Annotated in this window: 12 protein-coding genes; 8 read left to right on the top strand and 4 right to left on the bottom strand. The window is 63.5% G+C overall.

Annotated features, from left to right (window positions below; all coding sequences use genetic code 11):
• Together ACFQS7_RS26675 and ACFQS7_RS26670 are read left to right on the top strand one after the other, a co-directional pair.
• A partial coding sequence (locus ACFQS7_RS26675) for an HNH endonuclease (protein ID WP_380070191.1) occupies nucleotides 1-700 on the top strand: 700 nt, incomplete at its 5' end.
• A gap of 82 nt (nucleotides 701-782) precedes the next feature.
• Nucleotides 783-1,100, top strand: a complete 318-nt coding sequence (locus tag ACFQS7_RS26670) for a hypothetical protein (RefSeq protein ID WP_380070190.1) — start codon at nucleotides 783-785, stop codon at nucleotides 1,098-1,100.
• Between the two features lie 260 nt (nucleotides 1,101-1,360).
• On the opposite strand, the gene ACFQS7_RS26665 is transcribed toward ACFQS7_RS26670, so the two are convergent.
• On the bottom strand, nucleotides 1,361-1,651 hold the full coding sequence (locus ACFQS7_RS26665; protein WP_380070189.1) for a hypothetical protein: 291 nt from the start codon (nucleotides 1,649-1,651) through the stop codon (nucleotides 1,361-1,363).
• A gap of 82 nt (nucleotides 1,652-1,733) precedes the next feature.
• Between ACFQS7_RS26665 and ACFQS7_RS26660 the strand changes: the two genes are divergently transcribed.
• The 5 genes from ACFQS7_RS26660 to ACFQS7_RS26640 are packed head-to-tail and all read left to right on the top strand — an operon-like array spanning nucleotide 1,734 to nucleotide 5,381.
• Nucleotides 1,734-2,000: a ribbon-helix-helix domain-containing protein gene (locus ACFQS7_RS26660; protein ID WP_380070188.1), complete on the top strand. Its 267-nt coding sequence runs from the start codon at nucleotides 1,734-1,736 to the stop codon at nucleotides 1,998-2,000.
• The gene (locus tag ACFQS7_RS26655) at nucleotides 1,987-3,153 is read left to right on the top strand and encodes a DNA cytosine methyltransferase (RefSeq protein WP_380070187.1); all 1,167 of its coding nucleotides are present in this window, start codon (nucleotides 1,987-1,989) and stop codon (nucleotides 3,151-3,153) included. Before ACFQS7_RS26660 ends, ACFQS7_RS26655 begins: the two co-directional genes overlap by 14 nt.
• Nucleotides 3,150-3,971: a GIY-YIG nuclease family protein gene (locus ACFQS7_RS26650; RefSeq protein WP_380070186.1), complete on the top strand. Its 822-nt coding sequence runs from the start codon at nucleotides 3,150-3,152 to the stop codon at nucleotides 3,969-3,971. Before ACFQS7_RS26655 ends, ACFQS7_RS26650 begins: the two co-directional genes overlap by 4 nt.
• Nucleotides 3,972-3,975: 4 nt before the next feature.
• Nucleotides 3,976-4,884, top strand: coding sequence for a hypothetical protein (locus ACFQS7_RS26645; protein WP_380070185.1), 909 nt, complete (start codon nucleotides 3,976-3,978; stop codon nucleotides 4,882-4,884).
• Entirely contained in the window at nucleotides 4,881-5,381 is a 501-nt protein-coding gene (locus ACFQS7_RS26640; RefSeq protein WP_380070184.1) for a very short patch repair endonuclease, read from the top strand. The genes ACFQS7_RS26645 and ACFQS7_RS26640 overlap by 4 nt, the downstream gene beginning before the upstream one ends.
• Nucleotides 5,382-5,441: 60 nt before the next feature.
• On the opposite strand, the gene ACFQS7_RS26635 is transcribed toward ACFQS7_RS26640, so the two are convergent.
• From ACFQS7_RS26635 to ACFQS7_RS26625, 3 genes are all read right to left on the bottom strand, one after another.
• Nucleotides 5,442-11,330, bottom strand: coding sequence for a DEAD/DEAH box helicase (locus ACFQS7_RS26635; protein ID WP_380070183.1), 5,889 nt, complete (start codon nucleotides 11,328-11,330; stop codon nucleotides 5,442-5,444).
• The gene (locus ACFQS7_RS26630) at nucleotides 11,323-13,008 is read right to left on the bottom strand and encodes a hypothetical protein (RefSeq protein WP_380070182.1); all 1,686 of its coding nucleotides are present in this window, start codon (nucleotides 13,006-13,008) and stop codon (nucleotides 11,323-11,325) included. Before ACFQS7_RS26630 ends, ACFQS7_RS26635 begins: the two co-directional genes overlap by 8 nt.
• A 265-nt stretch (nucleotides 13,009-13,273) precedes the next feature.
• Nucleotides 13,274-15,835: a hypothetical protein gene (locus tag ACFQS7_RS26625; protein ID WP_380070181.1), complete on the bottom strand. Its 2,562-nt coding sequence runs from the start codon at nucleotides 15,833-15,835 to the stop codon at nucleotides 13,274-13,276.
• A gap of 760 nt (nucleotides 15,836-16,595) precedes the next feature.
• Here ACFQS7_RS26625 and ACFQS7_RS26620 point away from each other — a divergent pair.
• The gene (locus ACFQS7_RS26620) at nucleotides 16,596-17,258 is read left to right on the top strand and encodes an AAA family ATPase (RefSeq protein ID WP_380070180.1); all 663 of its coding nucleotides are present in this window, start codon (nucleotides 16,596-16,598) and stop codon (nucleotides 17,256-17,258) included.
• The last annotated feature ends 351 nt before the right edge of the window (nucleotides 17,259-17,609 follow it).

Genomic DNA, 17,609 nt, shown 5'->3' with positions numbered 1-17,609 from the left:
TCAAGCCATTTTTCGCCATGTTCGTGGCACTACATATTTGCCAAACTCCGGGGAATCAGGCAGCAGGCCGCGCAAAATCAACCACTTGCCAACGGACTCCCAACGGGGACTGTTCAAGTTGGGCCAGGGAAAATCCGTGCGGGTCATCCCGGACGATGAGTTCGCCGCGATCGTGCGAGCCGGGCTTCGTGCCACCCTGGACCCAACCAATTCCGTTAGGCTTGACCTCGACCGGCGGCATGCGGATGCCGATACCATCGCTCTCCTAGCAGCCCCTCACGCGGAGCAGGAGCGCCGGATCACCCAGATCCTGATGAATAAGAAGATCCGGGATGCCGCCTTCAGGCGCGTGGTTGTCGACGCCTACGATGGGCGCTGCGCCGTCACAGGTCTTCGAATCATCAACGGCGGGGGCAAGGCCGAGGCCCAGGCGGCCCACATCTGGGCCGTGGGCGACGGTGGGCCGGATGTCGTCCAGAACGGAATCGCCCTGAGCGCCACGGTGCACTGGCTGTTCGACAGGCACCTGATCAGCCTGACCGACGACTTCGGACTCCTGGTCTCTCACAACAAGGTGCCAGGGGAACTGCGTAGCCTGTTCACCCCGCAGCTGGAGCGGATCCAACTTCCAGCGAACCGGAAGCTCTGGCCGAATCCCGTCTACGTCGCACGCCACCGGGAGCGGTTCGCCGATGCATAGGCGACGCTGCCTGGCGCCAGGCGCTCGATGCGCCTGCCGCGACCCACCCGGAGATGAACCCCAGCCGAGGCAAGCGAGAAGCGTGAGCGAGATCACCGGAGCGTTGCTGCAGTTCTCCGGACACGAGGAGGATTCCCTCGACGCGCCGTTCCCGGCACTAGCGGCGCTGCAAGCATGCCTGCGCTTCCAGGACGTCGGGCAACTGCACCGGATGGCGCATCCTGGCGGATGGAAGGAGCCACCGGTCGTAGCATATTTCGGCGGGTTCAATCACCTCGACGCGGACCGCTTCCTTGCCGTCTTCCGCGAGCAGAAATGGCGCGTGCTCGAGCAGGTCGTCCTGGTGCTGACGATGGAGAACCGGCCCTCGGTCGTAGTCCGACCTGCGGCAAACTGTTGATTGCCACTGAGAGCTGACCCATGTTCGGACGCTAGCTTCGGCCCTTTGGGCGGGGGGCGGCGGCGATCTCCTCGCGCGCCAGGGCCGGGAGTGCTGCGGTGTCGACCGGCACCGGCACCATGGGGACCTCGTCCGCCCCGGGGTCAGCCACGGGCGGCGCTCCGGCCGACCGGCGCCGTGGCGGGGCATCGCCGCCCGCAACCCTACTCGGCCGCCATGGACTCCCCCCCTCTCCCTGCTCCGAATCCTGGTAGCGGGAATCAGCCTTTCCGCAATTTTTCGTCGCGGATCTGGTGCCAACGCCGCTCGGCGTCCTTCCAGGCGCCCTCCCGGGCGGTTATCCGGCGCACCTGGAGCAGGGAGACGGGGTTCTCGCCGTAGTAGCCGCCTTCAGAGACCACCAGCCACGCCGCCAGCCCGGCGGCGTCCAGATGCGCCCCGGCCTCGGCGATCTCCTGCTCGGTGGGGTCGCTGTGTCGCCCCAGGGTGACGTGGCGCCCGTCCTCGGCCACCACTAGCCATCGTTTTTCCTTCAATGGGTTAGCGGGCACGCTATTCTCCTTCCCGTAAATCCTTGGGGATAACATTTCCGCCGTTGTCAACATTGGCTTGCCTGGCAAGGAAAACCGGGGGATGGTGCGCCCGTTCGAAGAGAGCCGCGGAGAGCCGCGGATAGCAGCCATCACGGAGCGAGGCATGGGAAAGGACGGTAAGGACGCACACCGCGTCAGCGTCACCCTCTCGCGCGAGCAGCATGCCGAGCTGGAACGGATCGCCCGCAAGCACGGCATGAAGGTGGCCTGGGTGGTTCGCCGCGCCGCCGAGCGTCTCATTGAACAGGAGAACGGCGGGCCTCTGCTTCCGCTGAACTTCGAGGAGCGGTCACATGCGCGGGGCTGAGCTGTTCGCAGGCTGTGGCGGCTTGGCGATGGGCCTGTCGCGCATCGGCGTCGAGCATGCGGCCATGGTCGAGTGGGACGCCGATGCCGTCGCCACGGTCGAGCACAACAAGAAGCGGCAGATCGGCCACGTCGCCAAGTGGCCGATTGAGAAGAAGGACATCCGCACCGTCGACTGGAAGCCCTTCTGCGGCACGCTGGACCTCATTTCCGGTGGCCCTCCCTGCCAGCCTTTCGGCATCGGCGGGAAGAAGCTCGGGCACGAGGACGAGCGCGACATGTGGCCGGAGGCGGTCCGCGCCATCCGCGAGGCGTGCCCCGACGTCTTCGTCTTCGAGAACGTCCGCAATTTGGCGAGCCCCACTTTCCGTCCCTACCTTGACTGGGTCATCGCCTGCCTTCGCAGGCCGGATGCCGAGCGGAGGCAAGACGAGAGCCACGCCGAGCACTTGGCTCGCCTCACCGCGATGCGGAGGCCGCGCGCGTACGACGTAATCTGGCAGGTGGTGAACGCCGCCGACTACGGCGCGCCTCAGATCCGGCACCGGGTCATCATCCAGGGCCTCAGCCGCGCGTTCGGCGTGCCTCCGGAGCCGCTGACGCCGACGCACAGCCGCGACCGTCTGCTGTGGGACCAGTTCGTCACCGGGGAATACTGGAAAAGGCACGGCATCACGGCGCCTACGACCCCTGACGACTCCCGGGACGAGGCGCGCATCGCCGCTCTGAAGAAGCTGAAGGAGCCGCCGGCGCTCAAGGCATGGGTCACGCTGCGCGACGCCATCCAGGGGCTGGGTGAGCCGAACGGCAAGGGCAACCACACTCATCAGCCGGGCGCCCGCACTTACCCGGGGCACACAGGCAGCCCGCTTGACCTGCCATCGAAGGCGCTGAAGGCGGGCGACCACGGCGTCCCGGGCGGCGAGAACATGATCAGGTTCGCTGACGACACCGTACGCTACCTCACCCTGCGCGAGGCTGCGCGGCTTGTCGGGCTGCCTGACGATTTCGAGTTCACCCGGTCCTGGACTGAGAGCATGCGCCAGCTCGGCAACGCGGTTCCGGCGAAGCTCGCCGAGGAGATCGGCCGCCACGTCAAGGCGCAGCTGAATGACGCGCGCGCCCGGCAGGCCGCATCGATCGCGGCGGAATGAGGCCACCCAGGGGAACGCGTCCATCCATACGTGACCTTCTCACCGTCACGGTCGAGACCGACGAGGTCGCTATTCTTGGAGGACGTGGCTACGCCGAGTTCGAAATCGACATCGAAGACATCCTCCGCACCACCTTGCCCACTTTCTTCGAGAAAATGACCGCCGCGCCGCTTACCGAAGAAACCGTCGACCGTATTCCGCCGGGTGCTAAGGGCGCATACCTCCTCCTGCACGGCCGTGACGTCGTCTATGCGGGCAAGACCGACACCAGGCATGGCTTCCGCGACCGCCTCGGCCGCCATTCCGAATCTATTCAGCACCGCGTGGGACTGGATCCTCGCAAGATGGCCTTCAAGGCCGTCCGTATCATGGTTTTCAGCGCGTTCGATGTGGAGGCCATCCTCATTGACGAACTGCGTGCCAAGATGCCGGGAGCGCTACCTTGGAACAACAGCGGCTTCGGTTCGAACGACCCTGGGCGACGGCGTGACGGGCAGATACCCGCCAACTTCGACAAGTGGTTCCCGATCGACATCGACCGTCCTCTGGAAATGCCGACAGGCAGACTGAAGGTCGCTGACGCGCTCCAGAACGCGAAATCAGCCGTGCCATACCTGCTCCGTTTCCAAGAGCATGGCGACCTGGTCGCGCGGATGACGCTGCCGCCAAAGCCCAAGCCGACCATGCGGTCCGTGCTGACCACCGCGATCGACGCGCTGCCGCCCAATTGGCAGGCCACTGTTCTCCACGGCCGCGTCATCATGTACTGGGAGAGCCGCGACTACGATTACATGGTCGAAGCCATCAGGAAGGTATGAACCGATGGCTTTCGGGACCTTTGTTTTCGACATGCGCGGTGCGTTGTGGCAGCAGGTGGTGGCCGAACTGCGCGGGCTAGATTGGCGGCCCTTGACCCAGGCGAACGTCGACGACGCGATACAGGGAGACGAAGCGCGCGCGGCCCAGGGTGTTTACGTGCTGGCGCGACTGCTGGACCCCGCATTGCTCGCAGTTGCGGCGCCCTGGGCCGGAGACCCGGACGACGTCACCGATAACCCCGACGGCTCGCAGATCCGGCCTGTCTACGTTGGACAGTCCCAATCCTCGCTTCATGAGCGGCTGTCGCGTCATGCGGACTTCATAGATGAGCGCAACGGGCTCGCGCCCGGTCAGGTGCTGTTCAAGGCCCTTTCCATCCCGACCTTCAGTTCGGTCAGCATCGAGTCCATCCTGGCGGGCCACTTCATGACTGCCTGGAATGACGCAGATCCCACTTCCGGATGGAGGCTGTCTGGGTTCGGCTCAAATGACACGGGCGGAAGACGCGACCAGCAAGAGATATCGAATTTCGATCTCAGGTTTCCCATCAATCCATTCGCCGCCGCGCCACGCAGCCTCGCCCTAGCCATGCGGCGGATCCCCACCATCCAGCAGCGCGTGAGGGCTCTGCGGCGCTCGTGTCCTTACACCGTCCGTGTCGCAAGCAGGGTATCGGGAGACCCTGCTCTGCAGGCCCGACCCAATTTGCCTGCCGTGGCCGCCGACGTCTTTGATGGCTGCGAAATCATTCTCGACGCTCTGGGCGGCGATTGGGTGGCTGAAGTCTCTCCGGTCCGCATCGTTTTCAACAGGATCCCGCCCGCCGACCGCGGCGGGATGCCAGTTCTGACCAGAGCAGGCGGCTGGCCCCTGGCGCATCCCCCCTGGAGCGGCATCATCCTTCCGCCGTGACCAGGCGGAAAGAAAGCCCTCCTGTTGACCCCGCCCGCTCGGCGCAGATGGCGCTGGTGCGGGGGAAGGACACCAAGCCCGAGCTGCGGGTGCGCCGGGCCTTGCATGCGGCCGGGCTACGGTACCGCCTGCAGGATAAGCGGCTCCCGGGGCGCCCGGACCTCGTTTTCCCCTCCCGCCGGACCGTCATCTTCGTGCACGGATGCTTTTGGCACCGCGATCCGAACCCGGCCTGCCCCTTCACCCGGACGCCGAAGACCCGGCTGGAGTTCTGGGAGGGGAAGTTCGCCGAGAACACTGCGCGCGATGCCAGGAACGAAGCCGCGCTGGCGGCCGACGGCTGGAAGGTCTTTGTCGTCTGGGAATGCGAGACGAAGGACGCGGCCCGCCTCGCGCGGCTCGTCGAGGAGATCCGCGCCGAGCCGGAGAAGCCAAGGCGGCGTCAGAGGAAATCGCGGCCAGCGTGGTCGCGGAAGAGGTTCGCCGAGCGCACGTAGCCGGAAAGCACCTGCACGCTGGGGCCTACTACCTGCATCTTGCTTCCCGGACGTGATGTCTCATGCCGAAATCAGCTTGGCGATCATGGAGAAGGGGCGTCGTGAAAGCTCGAAGCTATCGAGCCACTTTATCTCTTTCCCCGTGACAGTCGCATACATCGCCTTGACCAGCGCGGGCGCGTCCTCACCATCTTGAAGCCAGAGCGGATGCTTCACGGCGACAACGACGGACCGCTTGCCCTTGCGCCATTCCAAGGCTGGTAGCGGCATACCCCGAAGCACCGTGAATTCGGGTGTCCCACGCGCGATCCGCTCGAGCCCGCCAATGGTGGTGGCTTTCCAGTCTTCGAGTTCAGGTTCTTGGAAGCCGCCGTCGCCGCCAACTGCGTAATCTGGGTCGATGAGCGCACGCATATAGGCGAAACCAAGTCTCCAATCCAGGAGACCATGGTAGCTGCGGTTTCCGTAGCGGTGCATGCACTCGTAGCATGCTTGGTCGCAGGACAGGCGATGATCGGAAGCGGTGAAGTCGCGAAGTGGCCATTGATCATGGTCGTTTACGACGCTCGACATTAGGTCGATAAACCATGGTCTGTTGACTGGGCTCGAAAGCCGTCGCGACAGACCCGAACCGTTGACCAGCGTGTCGGCGACCTGAAGTACCGGATAGACCGAGCCTTGAAGGTGCGAGCATCGTGGAAGCAGGATCTCGAACTCTGATGGATCGACGTCGAGCTCAAGGGCGGCGCGATCCACCAGGAGGAACGCGGCGCTAATCGCGGCCGCCCGCACGGACACGTTCGCCGTCGGTCCAGCGACGCGAGCGATCTGCAAGCCGGGGTGCAGCCGTATCGGCCGGATGAACAGGCTATCCGTCACCTTGCGCGAGCCGAGCCAGGCCTGTGTCCCGCTGTTTGAGGATGACCAACCATTCTTACGGCTCTCGGCGTGGCTCCGGAGCAGGAGTTGCCGATGCAGACTGATCTTCTTTCTCTTCCCTCGAGGCCCGAACCAAGCCTCGTCGGTACCCTCAGACAGTTCGAACCCGTTTGATTCCAGCGCCTCATGACCAGGCCCTGGATTGAGTCGGAGGATATTGGCCGAGCGTTCGAGGCCCGCCGCGATGTTCGAGGATGGGACATCACTGAAGCGCGCCGGTGTCGCCTCCGCACAGACGATGCGCGAGCGGACGATGCGGATCTCATCCTCCGTGGTCTGCTTCGGATCAAAATCGGTACGGTATGCGGCTGGGGAAACGCATTGCTTAAAACTCGTGTCGCTCACCGCCTCGCCACACGCGACACATTCGGTGGTCGCCGGTGTCTCAAGCCGCGTCCAGCCGCCACAACCTGGACAGCAAGCGACCCACCAACTCTCGGAGATGGGATTACGCTCTTCCTGTCGCGGTAACTGCCAGCCACCCTTTCGGAGCGCGGGATTCGGTAGGGTAGAAGTGATCCCAATTATTGAGTGAATACGCTTCTCGCGGACGAGCGTGGCTCCAGGGGCGAATTCATAAATGGCGAGATCCGCGTCACGGTCGGACGTGTCCCATTCGTACTCACCTCGCTGGCCAGGCACGAGGCCCATGTAGAGCTCGCGCACGCGCGTCGGCATGCCGTACATTGGGAGAAGGCCTCCCTCCGCCAAGGCTGTCGCGGCACCAATCTCTGGCCGGGTCTCCCTGCGAAGCACTTCATCGATTTGAGCCATCAGCACATCGGGCTGAAGGGCCGCGCGCACCGCAGCTCTGATCTTGGTGTCCTCGTCACCCAACAGGGTCTGAATCGCCCCATCACGACGAGCGGTTGTCGTGCTCAGGGCCGCACGGAGTTTACCTGGCCAACCTGACTCCCCCGCGACGTAATCCGCGACCGTGACGAACTCCCCATGAATGTCCGGCGGAAGTACATCATAACCAGGATAGCTCTCTCCATGCTCGCGCCGAAGCACGCGGAAGGCGGCGTGCAGCCATGCCTTGCGGATGATGCGCAGCGGGATGTCCTCGTGCCCGCTAGCGAGGAATGGCGGAGGTGGCGGGTCGCCGGTGATCCGCTCTGGATGACGGAAGTAATGCAGGTCATGGCTTCGGCTTCGGCACACGGTGAGAACCAATGAGAACGCTTGCCCTCGTCGTCCAGCTCGGCCCACTCGCTGCTGATAGTTGAAGCGCTGTGGCGGCATGTTGCCCTGGTAGACCGCCTGCAACGCGCCGATATCAATGCCCACTTCCATCGTGGTGGTCACGCTGAGCAAATCGATCTGCTTGCCCATGCGCGCGAGTTCCGGCGATCGATCAGCGGGATCATCGAGAATGATGTCCTTGAAACGGCGCAGGCGTTCCGCTCCGCCGCGGGTCTGGCCCGTGAGCTCCTCACTCCTGAGCCTGAACGGCTCGACGGCTTCCGCCCCGGCCCTTGTGATCCGATGCGCGAGGAAGTTGCTCTCCCAAAGCTCCCGCACTTGTCCAGTTGCCAGCGGCGGTAGCTTGGAAAGGCAGCGCGTGCAGGTGCCGTACCCGCGATGCAGATGAACGCGATCGCAGCCCTCACATTTCCAGTATGGATCCTCCGCATTCGTGAGGCGAACGCCAAGGCCGAAAAGCTCGATGATGCCGCCCGGGTGACCTAGGGGCCCGAGCCTTTCCAAAACTTCGTCGAAGAGCTCCTTACCAGACCGGTTGCCACCGACGGCGACTGCCTCCGTGAAGCGTCTCACGCGGTTCGATGCCCGTGGCCCATCCGACGCGGTCCATGGCACCATGTCCTGCCGGTCGACAAAGCGCGATCCGGTTACTCGGTAGGCATCGCCGAACACCCGGAGCATGCTATCGAGCTTATCCTGTTCCTCGCCATAAGTTCCGGACACGAACAACGTTGGATAGCCAAGGCCAGCTTCCTCGAGCGAGAAGTAAGTCTTATTGAAAATCGTGTCGTGTAGCGCCTCCGGCTGCTTCTCGACGATGGTCCTTCGCTCCTCGCGGAGGGTTGGCTCCTCCGCAGCGTCCCTCGGCGGCGACCAGTTGACGTCGCCATCGTCAATCGTGAAAGTATTCCACCAAGGAATGTCGGCCGTCACGCTCGCGTCGCTCGGATGTATACCAAGGCGCACCAGGGCCTGGATGAGCGGAGCGACTGGGGGAGTCTGCTGAGGCGTCGTGTCCGCGTACGCATTGCTGCGCGGATCTTGCGCGATGGTATCTAGACGTTCGATCCCCGAAGGCTTGCGCTTGAGTTCCTCGGCCTCCTTCTGAGCGGCGGCGGCGGCCGCCCAATCCCTGCGGGCGGCTGCGACAGACTCCAGTTCCTCCAACTCATTTATGCGGGCTTGCCTCGCCGATGCATCGGTACCACGCCTGAGAAGTCGGACAAGGATGTCACGAACCAGATCCCGGTAGTGACTCGCCTCCAGCTCCAACGCGGCGCGAGCGGCATCCTGGCGACTATCCGAAAAGACGATCGCCTTCGGGCCGTCCTCGGCTTGCTTGACCGCGTGGAGAAGCTCGAACATCTCCGTCGCGAGCAGCTGCGAGGTTTTGGCAAAACCGGTTCTAAAGTTGCGTATTGGCGAGGACCGTCCGCGTCTCCGAAGGATGTACGACGTGCCGCATGACGGGCACGCGGCGGGCGTCGCCGACCCGCGATCAATTGAGCGTCGCTTGCGGTGATCCGGTTGCGCTGATCGCTTGAACAGGAAGCCCTCAACGAGGTCGTCTGACCGGGACACATTCGTGACGCGAGCCGTGAAGGGGTCCAGGCGAGCGGCTTCCCAACGTGGTTGGCTCCCGTCGTCACGCTCCACCTCTGGAGAGGTCGCCTCTGGGCGGTTCGTGGGCCAGAACACCGCATATTCGTCGTGCGTGAGATCCTCGAATTCGGTCCCAGCGGAGGCAAAGGGCAATGCCTCCAAGTTCGCGGGCGAAGGCAGGAGCTGAAAAGGCTGGCCTGGTCCGCTACCCGACCGCATGCCGCCAAGGAAAAGTTCGCCACATGCCTCGCAGTAAAGCATCTCGATGAGACGGCGGGGCGGGTCACCCCACTCCAGCAAGTGTGCGAGGGCGGCGCCGCGCTCGATGGATATGCCGCCGTACTCGACAGCGCCCGTCACGTCGCGGCGGACAGCGGCGAACAACCCCTCCAGCGCGCGGAAGAATAGATGCATTCGAAAGGAGGGAGTGGTGCGGTCGATCCGCGGCCCACCAGGCGCCAGGTCGGGCAGCAGATCGCCGAGTGCGCGGGCGAGCAGGAGCCCGCGAAGGGCAGCGACGTCCGCCGATCCAAACAGGCGGACGGCTAGGTCCGAGGCTGTGCGCGCCCTCAAGCCATCATCCCCCCCACAGGCTTGAAGCAACGCGCTCGCGCACCTCTCGGCGAGCAATCTCATCCTTTCCGCGCCATCATTTGGAAGCGCCTCGATACCAATCGTGCGTAGGGCGTTACCGATGGAAGGGGCCAAAGCTTCGAGTGCCGGCGGTTGGATGACGACCTTTCCGATCCCGCCTCCGGCTGCGGCGAGAAGGGCTTGGAAGGGCTTGGGATCTAGCTGACCCGCCACCGGCGCGGGCATCCACGGAATTCCGGGCACCACGCAGTCCGCCCATGCATCGCGCGACTTGGCCCCTTGTCCACTGGCCACGAAAGTCCCATGCGGGCCAAAGAAATCCCAGAGATACTGGAGCGAGGCCTTTCGCCCGTCGCCGTCGACTGGAAGGGAAGCACTGGAGGCGAGGATCCGAAGCTTGTGCCGGTGTTCGGGGCGGTCAAGACCGAGGCGATTGATGAGAAGTCGCAGCAGGCCGGCGACCTCGGTGCCCGCTGATCCCCGTACAAGGTGAAGTTCATCTAGAACGAGGAAAAAGTATGCGTTCTGGTCCTCCTCCAACCAGCACCGAGTACGTTCGAAGATGCACTCCTCGACCTCGCGGCCGAGCATGGCATTGAGCATGGACGAGTTCGTCACGAGGATGTCTGGCGGCGCGGCCTGCACATCCCATCGGCTCACAAGCTCCGCGCCATCGACAGACGGAAACAGGAAGCGGGTCTCCTCGACGCGGTCGACGCCACGCTCCCGCGCGAGCCCCTCATCATGATCGCGTGCTAGCCGCTGCCCATGCTCGACATCACGAAGGTACTCGCGGAGCTCTTCTAGCTTCCGCTTTCGCCGGTCGATTTCTCGACGGTCATCCTGCCGAACTGGATGCGTCTCGAAGCCGGTGGGTGGGGTCTCACTGTTGTACCGCGCGAAGTAGATGAGGTTGCCGTTGAAGCGCGTCGCGCAGGTCTCTCGCGCCCCGTCGGAGTCGAGCGCTTTCCGCAACCTTGCGAGCTGGTCCTCGACGAGTGCGTTCATGGGATAGAGAATGAGGGCCCGGACGGCCTGCGGGCGTCGCACCGCCTCATGAGCACGAACACTCTCGAAGTCCTCGCCTTGGACGCGCCACCAATAGTGTCGCTCCCGGTCGTGCTTCGCGGTAGGCCATGTGACCGCCTCGGCGGCGATTCGCGCGAGGATGGGCATAAGAAATGACTCGGTTTTGCCAGAGCCGGTTCCAGACGTGACGACGCCTGGTGTTCCTGGCTGCGTGCCTCGCGCAAGCATCTTCATCTGGTGCGTGTAGGGCATGAACCTTGGTCGTAGCCGCAGCTGGCCGTCCTTGCACCGGTCACTATCGAAGAGTCCGGAACCGATTAGCTCGACGGCGGCGACCCTGGCGGCCAGGCTAAAGTGCCCGAGCACCCCATCATCGTCCAGGAGATCCTCCATGCGTCCGTCTGCCGAGGGATAGCGCAAGATCGGCTCGATCAGTGGTTCCGTGCACATCTGCCCGGCGGTGGACAGGAGTTGGCGCCGCATCTCGGAAATGGCACCCCTCCGGATCTTAAAAGCTGTATCGAGGTAGGAGATGAAGAACTCACGCATTCGCTCGAACGAGCCAATGGGATCAAGCATTGGTTTTATCCTTGGGTTCGACCGAGATGAGAGTGCTTGCGGCGCGGAGTGCGTCCGCCAAGGACCCACCGTTGGCCGGGAACGGCACGGCGTCCTTCATATGCCTTAGATAAGTCGCGAACGCGTCTACCCACTGATCGAGTTTTTCATCTGGTATGAGTGAGGTGGCGATCGCACGGAATGCGTCGACGCGGTCTTGCCAGCGGCCACTGGCCCGCGGCGGTGCTACCAAAGCCCGGGAGATGGCGGTCCGATGTGTCGGCTGGTGCAATGACTTAGTGAGTCGTGGGGGGGCTAGCTTGTCGATGCAAAGGGGGAAGAGGTCTCCCGCGCGCTGGCGAGGTAGCGCGATATGAGCCGGTTCTCCCTCGTAGATGGCGACACATACGAGATTCTCTGGAAACCCATAACGAGCTGGTTGCTTGATCGCGCGTGCCAAGTCCGCGAGCCAGAAGCCCGCCGACGCCGGGTCGAAGTCATCTAGGAACACGACCACACATCGGCCTGGCTGGGTCAGAGCACGCACGAATGCGCGCGACAACGGAGCACGGTTTCCTCGCGGCCCGCTCGGAACGAGTTCCGAAAGTGAGAGGAGGGTCGGATCGGTCCAGACGATCTCTGGGTCTCCAGCCGCCGCCGCGAGCAGCCAAGCCTCGGAGACCTCCCTGGCATGCGGCCCAATCAACACGGGCAGCTCGCGGGCACGTATAGCGATGTCCAGCCTCGAGACATGCTCGATGTCGGCACCCCGAGCTCCGAATGCATTGATTAGCGCGCTAAACAGCGTCTCAGGATCATCAATCAACTCGAGGGATTGAGGCGAGCCTCCGTCAGGTCCGGTGAGAAAATTTCGCCAACCCTCGGCGACGATTGCTCCCTCGCCCGCTAGGGACGATTGTCGCTCGGCTTTCGACCGTAGCTCGGTCCGTAGTTCATCGACGGACGAGAGGAGGAGTGTCTCGACTTCGTCGACCCTTGTCGTGATGCTCGAGAGTGATGCATCGTTGGTGGCCACTTTTTCGGCTAATTCTTCTAGTGCGCTGGCCGTCCCACGCGCCGCTGCGGAGACTTCCTCGACCATGGAGCCGAGGGAGGTCACGCCCGCAGTGATGCTATTGAAGTGCTCAAGCAACTCGCCCAGGCGCCCGTTCCACTGTGTGTCTTGCGCGGCTCGCGCGGCGGTATCTGCGCTCAGCTTTTGTAGCTGCTCCCCCGCCGTCGCTGTTGCTTGGCGAAGATCTAAGAGGCTTGTCTCGTGCTCCTTGGCCGTAACGGCGAGTGCATCGACGTGGTGGCTGAGGTGCTCCAACAGTCGTTCGCGTTCAAGTCGAGCGGTGAGTTCCGCTTCCGATGGCAACGCACCGATCTCGGATTGCCACTCGGGATACGTCGGGAATGGCGACGCCCAGAACAGGCGTTCGACAATCTCTCCGCAAGCACGGTCCGGCCCGAGCAGTTCGATCAGTTCCTTGCCGTGCGCGCGAGCGGCATTTAGATCGGGCTCTATCGCTGCGGCGCTGTCCAATGTCGGAAGCGAGGAAAAGCCATCACCGCAAACTTCCAATGCGTAAGTTTGCCAAAGGAGGCCAACGGTATCCCAAAGTTTCTTGTCGCCTTTGACCGTCGATTTGCCGGTCCGAGTCAATGTCTTGATGAGATCCTTCTCCTTCTGCCTCAAGCCAGCGTCGGAGCGTGGCTGGAAGCCTTTCGGAGTTGGAAGAAGACCGTACGACTTTGTGCGCAAGCTCCATGGGATACGCTCCACGAAGCAAGATAGCGCGTCTTTGTTTGATATCCGCTCACGCGCGGACGCGCTGTAGACGAGGTCCCTGGATCGCACAGGCCGCGCCGATGGACGTTGAATTGGCTTTCGTCCGGCACCGAGGATCGGGCCGCTTTCGACGTCCGGGTGCTGACGCGAGTCGCTAAGTGGCGGCATCTTTTCAGTTCCTTTGCCGCGCCCAGCGCCAAACTCCACCGATACGCCGGCCATTGGACGTGGCGATTGCGATGGCGGGGCGACCCGCGAGGTAAAACGGTGAGAAAGATCGCTGGTCCTGATCGCGTTCAGGAACGGGAGCCATGAGCGGTCCCATTAGTCGTCTCAGGAGATCCAGCGCGGATGCAGCGAGCGGGTAATCGTAGCCGTTGGCCACCGGCCCAGGATTCTCGCCCGCCATCAAACTTAGCCACCTTGCTAGCGGGAGTGGGAGGTAGGCACCTGGCACGAGCAGGCTCAGACGCGGTGGGCGGATGTCGAATGCCCTGATACCCGCCACTCGACAGGCGTCGAGCAGCGCGAGATTTCGTTCGGTCCAGTAGCGAGAAGGCTCGTCGGGCGCTTGCACAAGCCAAAGATTCTGGGCATCGCCTTGCTCGCGTTCACACCGTGTGACCTTCACGCCGGCGGGCGCCCACAAGCTCGAGATGTTTGAGGAGAGGGGAAGCTTCCTGGTGTGATTTCGACCGTCACCGTCGGGTGACCATCGAGAAAGGGGAAGAAGGGTATTTAGCGCCGAACCGAGACCATGCGTAACAAGCTCGAATGCTTGGGCGAGTGCCAGGAGGGCCTCGACTACCTCGCCTTGGATGCACAGGCGCGGCACGGACCATGGAGAGGCGGTCGAACTGTAACCAACGGCTAGGCCATCGGCCCGAGCGGCGTTCTCTAGACGGACGCGCAGGGTCTCATGGAGCAATCCGTGCGAAACCATGCACCAACCAGCCGTGGTCCGCGCGAGCACGACTGACGGGGGCACGGTCAGGACCGCCCTGCCCCGCCAACCATCGGTCTTGAACGGATCCAATGCCCCGCCTTCGACAAGACAACGGATCACGTCCCATGTTCCCACGGTGGTGCCATCAAGCACGCCGTCAAGGAGCTCGACCAGAGCCCCCATCCCAATCGCGCCTCGTCGCGTCGCGAGATACTCCAGCACGTCGAGCAACACGGGATTCGTAGAGGGCGCTGATGCGGGCAAGTCGCAGTTGTCCATCAAGTCTGGAGGCTGGCTGCCCAACAGGAATTGAGCCCACCTTACCTCTTCTGGATGCTCGGCGCGTCTGAGCCCCCTTGGCGGCTCGCTGCTGAACCTCGGCTCCACCACCGCTCGCGTGACCGAGAGATCCCGCTCTACCCGCTCGGATCCTGTCTTGGTATCTAGAACGAGCCTGATCCCTCCCGTGGTCGGCTCGCGGAACGCCAGACTCCACGTACCCGGGATTGCACGTTCCACCGTCACCCAATCGGCAGACTCTCCCTCCACTCGAAGCGATGAGACCGGCCCCGTCGTGAGGACCTGGATGGGAAACGACGGCCGCGCCAACCGTGCGCCCTCGACCAATGGGCTACCCGAGAACCAGACATCGACGAGTTCGTCAGATCGGCTCGTCGCATGACCGGCGACGGCGAGCGTGTGCTCGACGGCCGTGCTGAACGACCACCCGAGTGCTCCATCCACGGTCTTCTCTGCGGCGTTCCCGCGGCTCCCGTTCGCTCGCAACTGGGATGGTACAAGCACCGCCTGCGCCATGCGGCATGCTGCGTTGCCGCCACCAGCCCATGTCCATCGCCCCCAGTCGATTTCGCGCAGGAAGAGTGGACGCTTGGCGCGGTAATCCTCCTTAAGGGCGGACGGGCACTCAGTCGTGTCGACAAGATCGACGAGCTTGGCGGGAAGGCCGTCGACCGCCCTCGCTATGGCGTAGCCTCCCCACCCGTCAGCGACGACCTCAAAGGGACACCGCCGCAGCAAGCCTGAGGATTCGCCCTTGCAAACAAGGAGCCACCCCGCCCAGAAACGATGGTCGACCATGTCACGTCGACCCTGCATCCAAGCGGACCTGAACTCATCGAAGGCATACTCGAAAGCGCGGGAGAAACGCGCGGAGGCGCGGACCGATTGAAGCCACGCGATGACCGTTGGTGGCCTCGACCGGTCGAGAGCGGCTCCATTGAGCCTTGTCCGGAGCTTTGATGCGTCCACTCGCGATGGGAAGCTTAGCTCGACCGCGTGTCCGATCTGTCGATGATATTCGGCGGGCTTCTTCAAGATGAGCGGTCGTAGTCGACGTGTCCGGCGGGCGGATTCGAGATACCGCCCGAACTTCCTCCACAGGTCGGGCAGACCAGCGCAGTCGGTGATTGACTGGTCCCAGCCCATGATTTCCTGAAGACGTTTCCGAAAATCATTGTTGGCGACATCCGCGATGTCACTCGCGGCGTAACAACATAGGATCAGAAACGCAAAGAGCTCCCCACGAGGTTGCTCGCGGCCGCTAAACCATTGAAGAAGTACATATCGATCAGGGAATGACTTCACGAAGGCCGCCTTCGCGGCTTCGTCGGTGGCGTCAAGCCTTCGTCGACGCAGGACGCGTCCGAATAGCCCGCCATCGATCGGAAGGATTGTTACCGACCGTGCCTCTCCACTCGTATCCTCGAAGAACTCTTCAAGAAGCCAATCACTCCACTGCGGGAGGCGTATCGGGGGTAGGTTTGGCACGAAATGGACATTACCACGGGTTGTTCTCGTTGAGAATCCTTGCCACGCTAAAGTGGGTCAAGACCATGCTCCATGGCGTGCTGTAGGAGCGATGTTTCTGGGCTGGTTAGTCCGCCCGGTCAGCTGGTCACAGCTGGCAAGCTGACGTGGGCAATCGCTTAGAGTGCCGATCGTATCCAGGGTCATGTTGCGGGATCGCCAAGTTGCCCAGTCGTCGGATTGCTCGAGGAGGATGGTGAACCACCCTGGGCTTGCCCGATGTAGCCGAGCACCTGGCACAATGCCCGCTCACTCTCGGCGTTGGCCGCTCCATGCGGCGGCCTCGGGCACCCGGGCCGGTAGCGCGCTAAGATGCTTGCTCCAGCCCGGTCGGCACGCCGAGGCCCTCCAGCGGCACCTCGAGGCCCAGCCGGCCGGCGGCCGCCTATAGGGCCATCACATCGCCCTCGCGCCACTGCCGCCGGATCAGCAGCCGCGCCGCCTGATGCTCTCGTCTCACGCTGCCCGGCATGCCCCTGCTCTGCTGCCCTCTTTGGCAGCGGACAGGTTACCACCGGTTTGGTCGTTCTGGCTTGCGATGATGCCAGCTTTTCGCAAGTCGGCCGGCGATGCCATATTCGAGCATTCCTTGGTCCGACAGGCCTGCACTGCCCGCTATATGATAGTGCGTAGCTAGCTTTAATAGCAGCTAGCTGCTTGCTGTTAGCCGTTCATGTAGTATAGCTTGTTACACTCCAGACCAATCGGAACAGGAGGATCTATGGCCTCAACGATCCTGACGGTGGCATCGACCAAGGGCGGCGCCGGCAAGACCACGCTGGTGATGGCGTTGGCGGGCACGCTCGCGGCCGAGGGCTTCCGGGTGGCGGTCGTCGACGCTGACCCCAACCGAGCTTATGCCTCTTGGGCGGAGGGCGCTTACGAAGGTCCCACCGTCGCGGTTCGCGCCGAGGCCGACGAGACCCGGCTCGCGGAGGCAATTGATGAATTGGCCCCCTCCTCCGACTTGGTGCTCGTCGACACCGCCGGCTTCGGCAATCGAGCGGCCCTCTTGGCCATCGCCGCGGCGGACGCGGTGCTTGTCCCCTGTACCCCGAGCCGCGCCGACATTGAGCAAGCGGCCAAGACCCTGAAGCTCATTGAGGGCGCGGCCCGTGCCGCTCGTCGCGCAATTCCGGCCCGGGTCGTGCCGTGCCGGCTCAAGCTTGCCACAGCCGTCACACGGCACGCCCTCGCTGAACTCGACGCGGCCACCCTCCCCCGCACCGAAGCCAGTATCGGCGATCGGGTAGCGTTTGCCGAAATGACCTTCTCCGGGCGGGTACCAAGCGGTGACGCTGGCCAGGAGGTCGCGGCGCTGATCGCGGAACTTCGGAGCCTCGGCTGGCTCCCGAACCGGCCGTCTGCTTCAGCGGCGGCTTAGTAGCTAATATATGCTAGTAAATAGCTTCGAAATGGAGGAGCCGACTATGTCGAGCAAGGGGTTGAAGCCCGCCATGGCCCGGCCTTCGGCACGCGATGCGCTCGTTGCAGCGGACACAGTTGCACAACAGGCAGGGTTGCCGCCGGCGGCCCTCACGCCGGCGCCCGCTCAGCTAGAGGCTAAGCCCGATGATAAGTTGGTGCAGGTGAACATCCGCGTCCGCTGCGGCCTCGGAGACCAACTTGCCGACCGCGCCAGGGCTGAGGGCACAACCCAGAAGGTGCTTATCTGCCGTGCGCTCGCAGCGTCTGGCTTCGCCGTGCACCCTGAGGACCTCAAGGCAACACCAGC

This window comes from Dankookia sp. GCM10030260 (assembly GCF_042666655.1).
Classification (GTDB): domain Bacteria; phylum Pseudomonadota; class Alphaproteobacteria; order Acetobacterales; family Acetobacteraceae; genus Paracraurococcus.
This window is presented reverse-complemented; position numbering and strand designations above follow the sequence as displayed.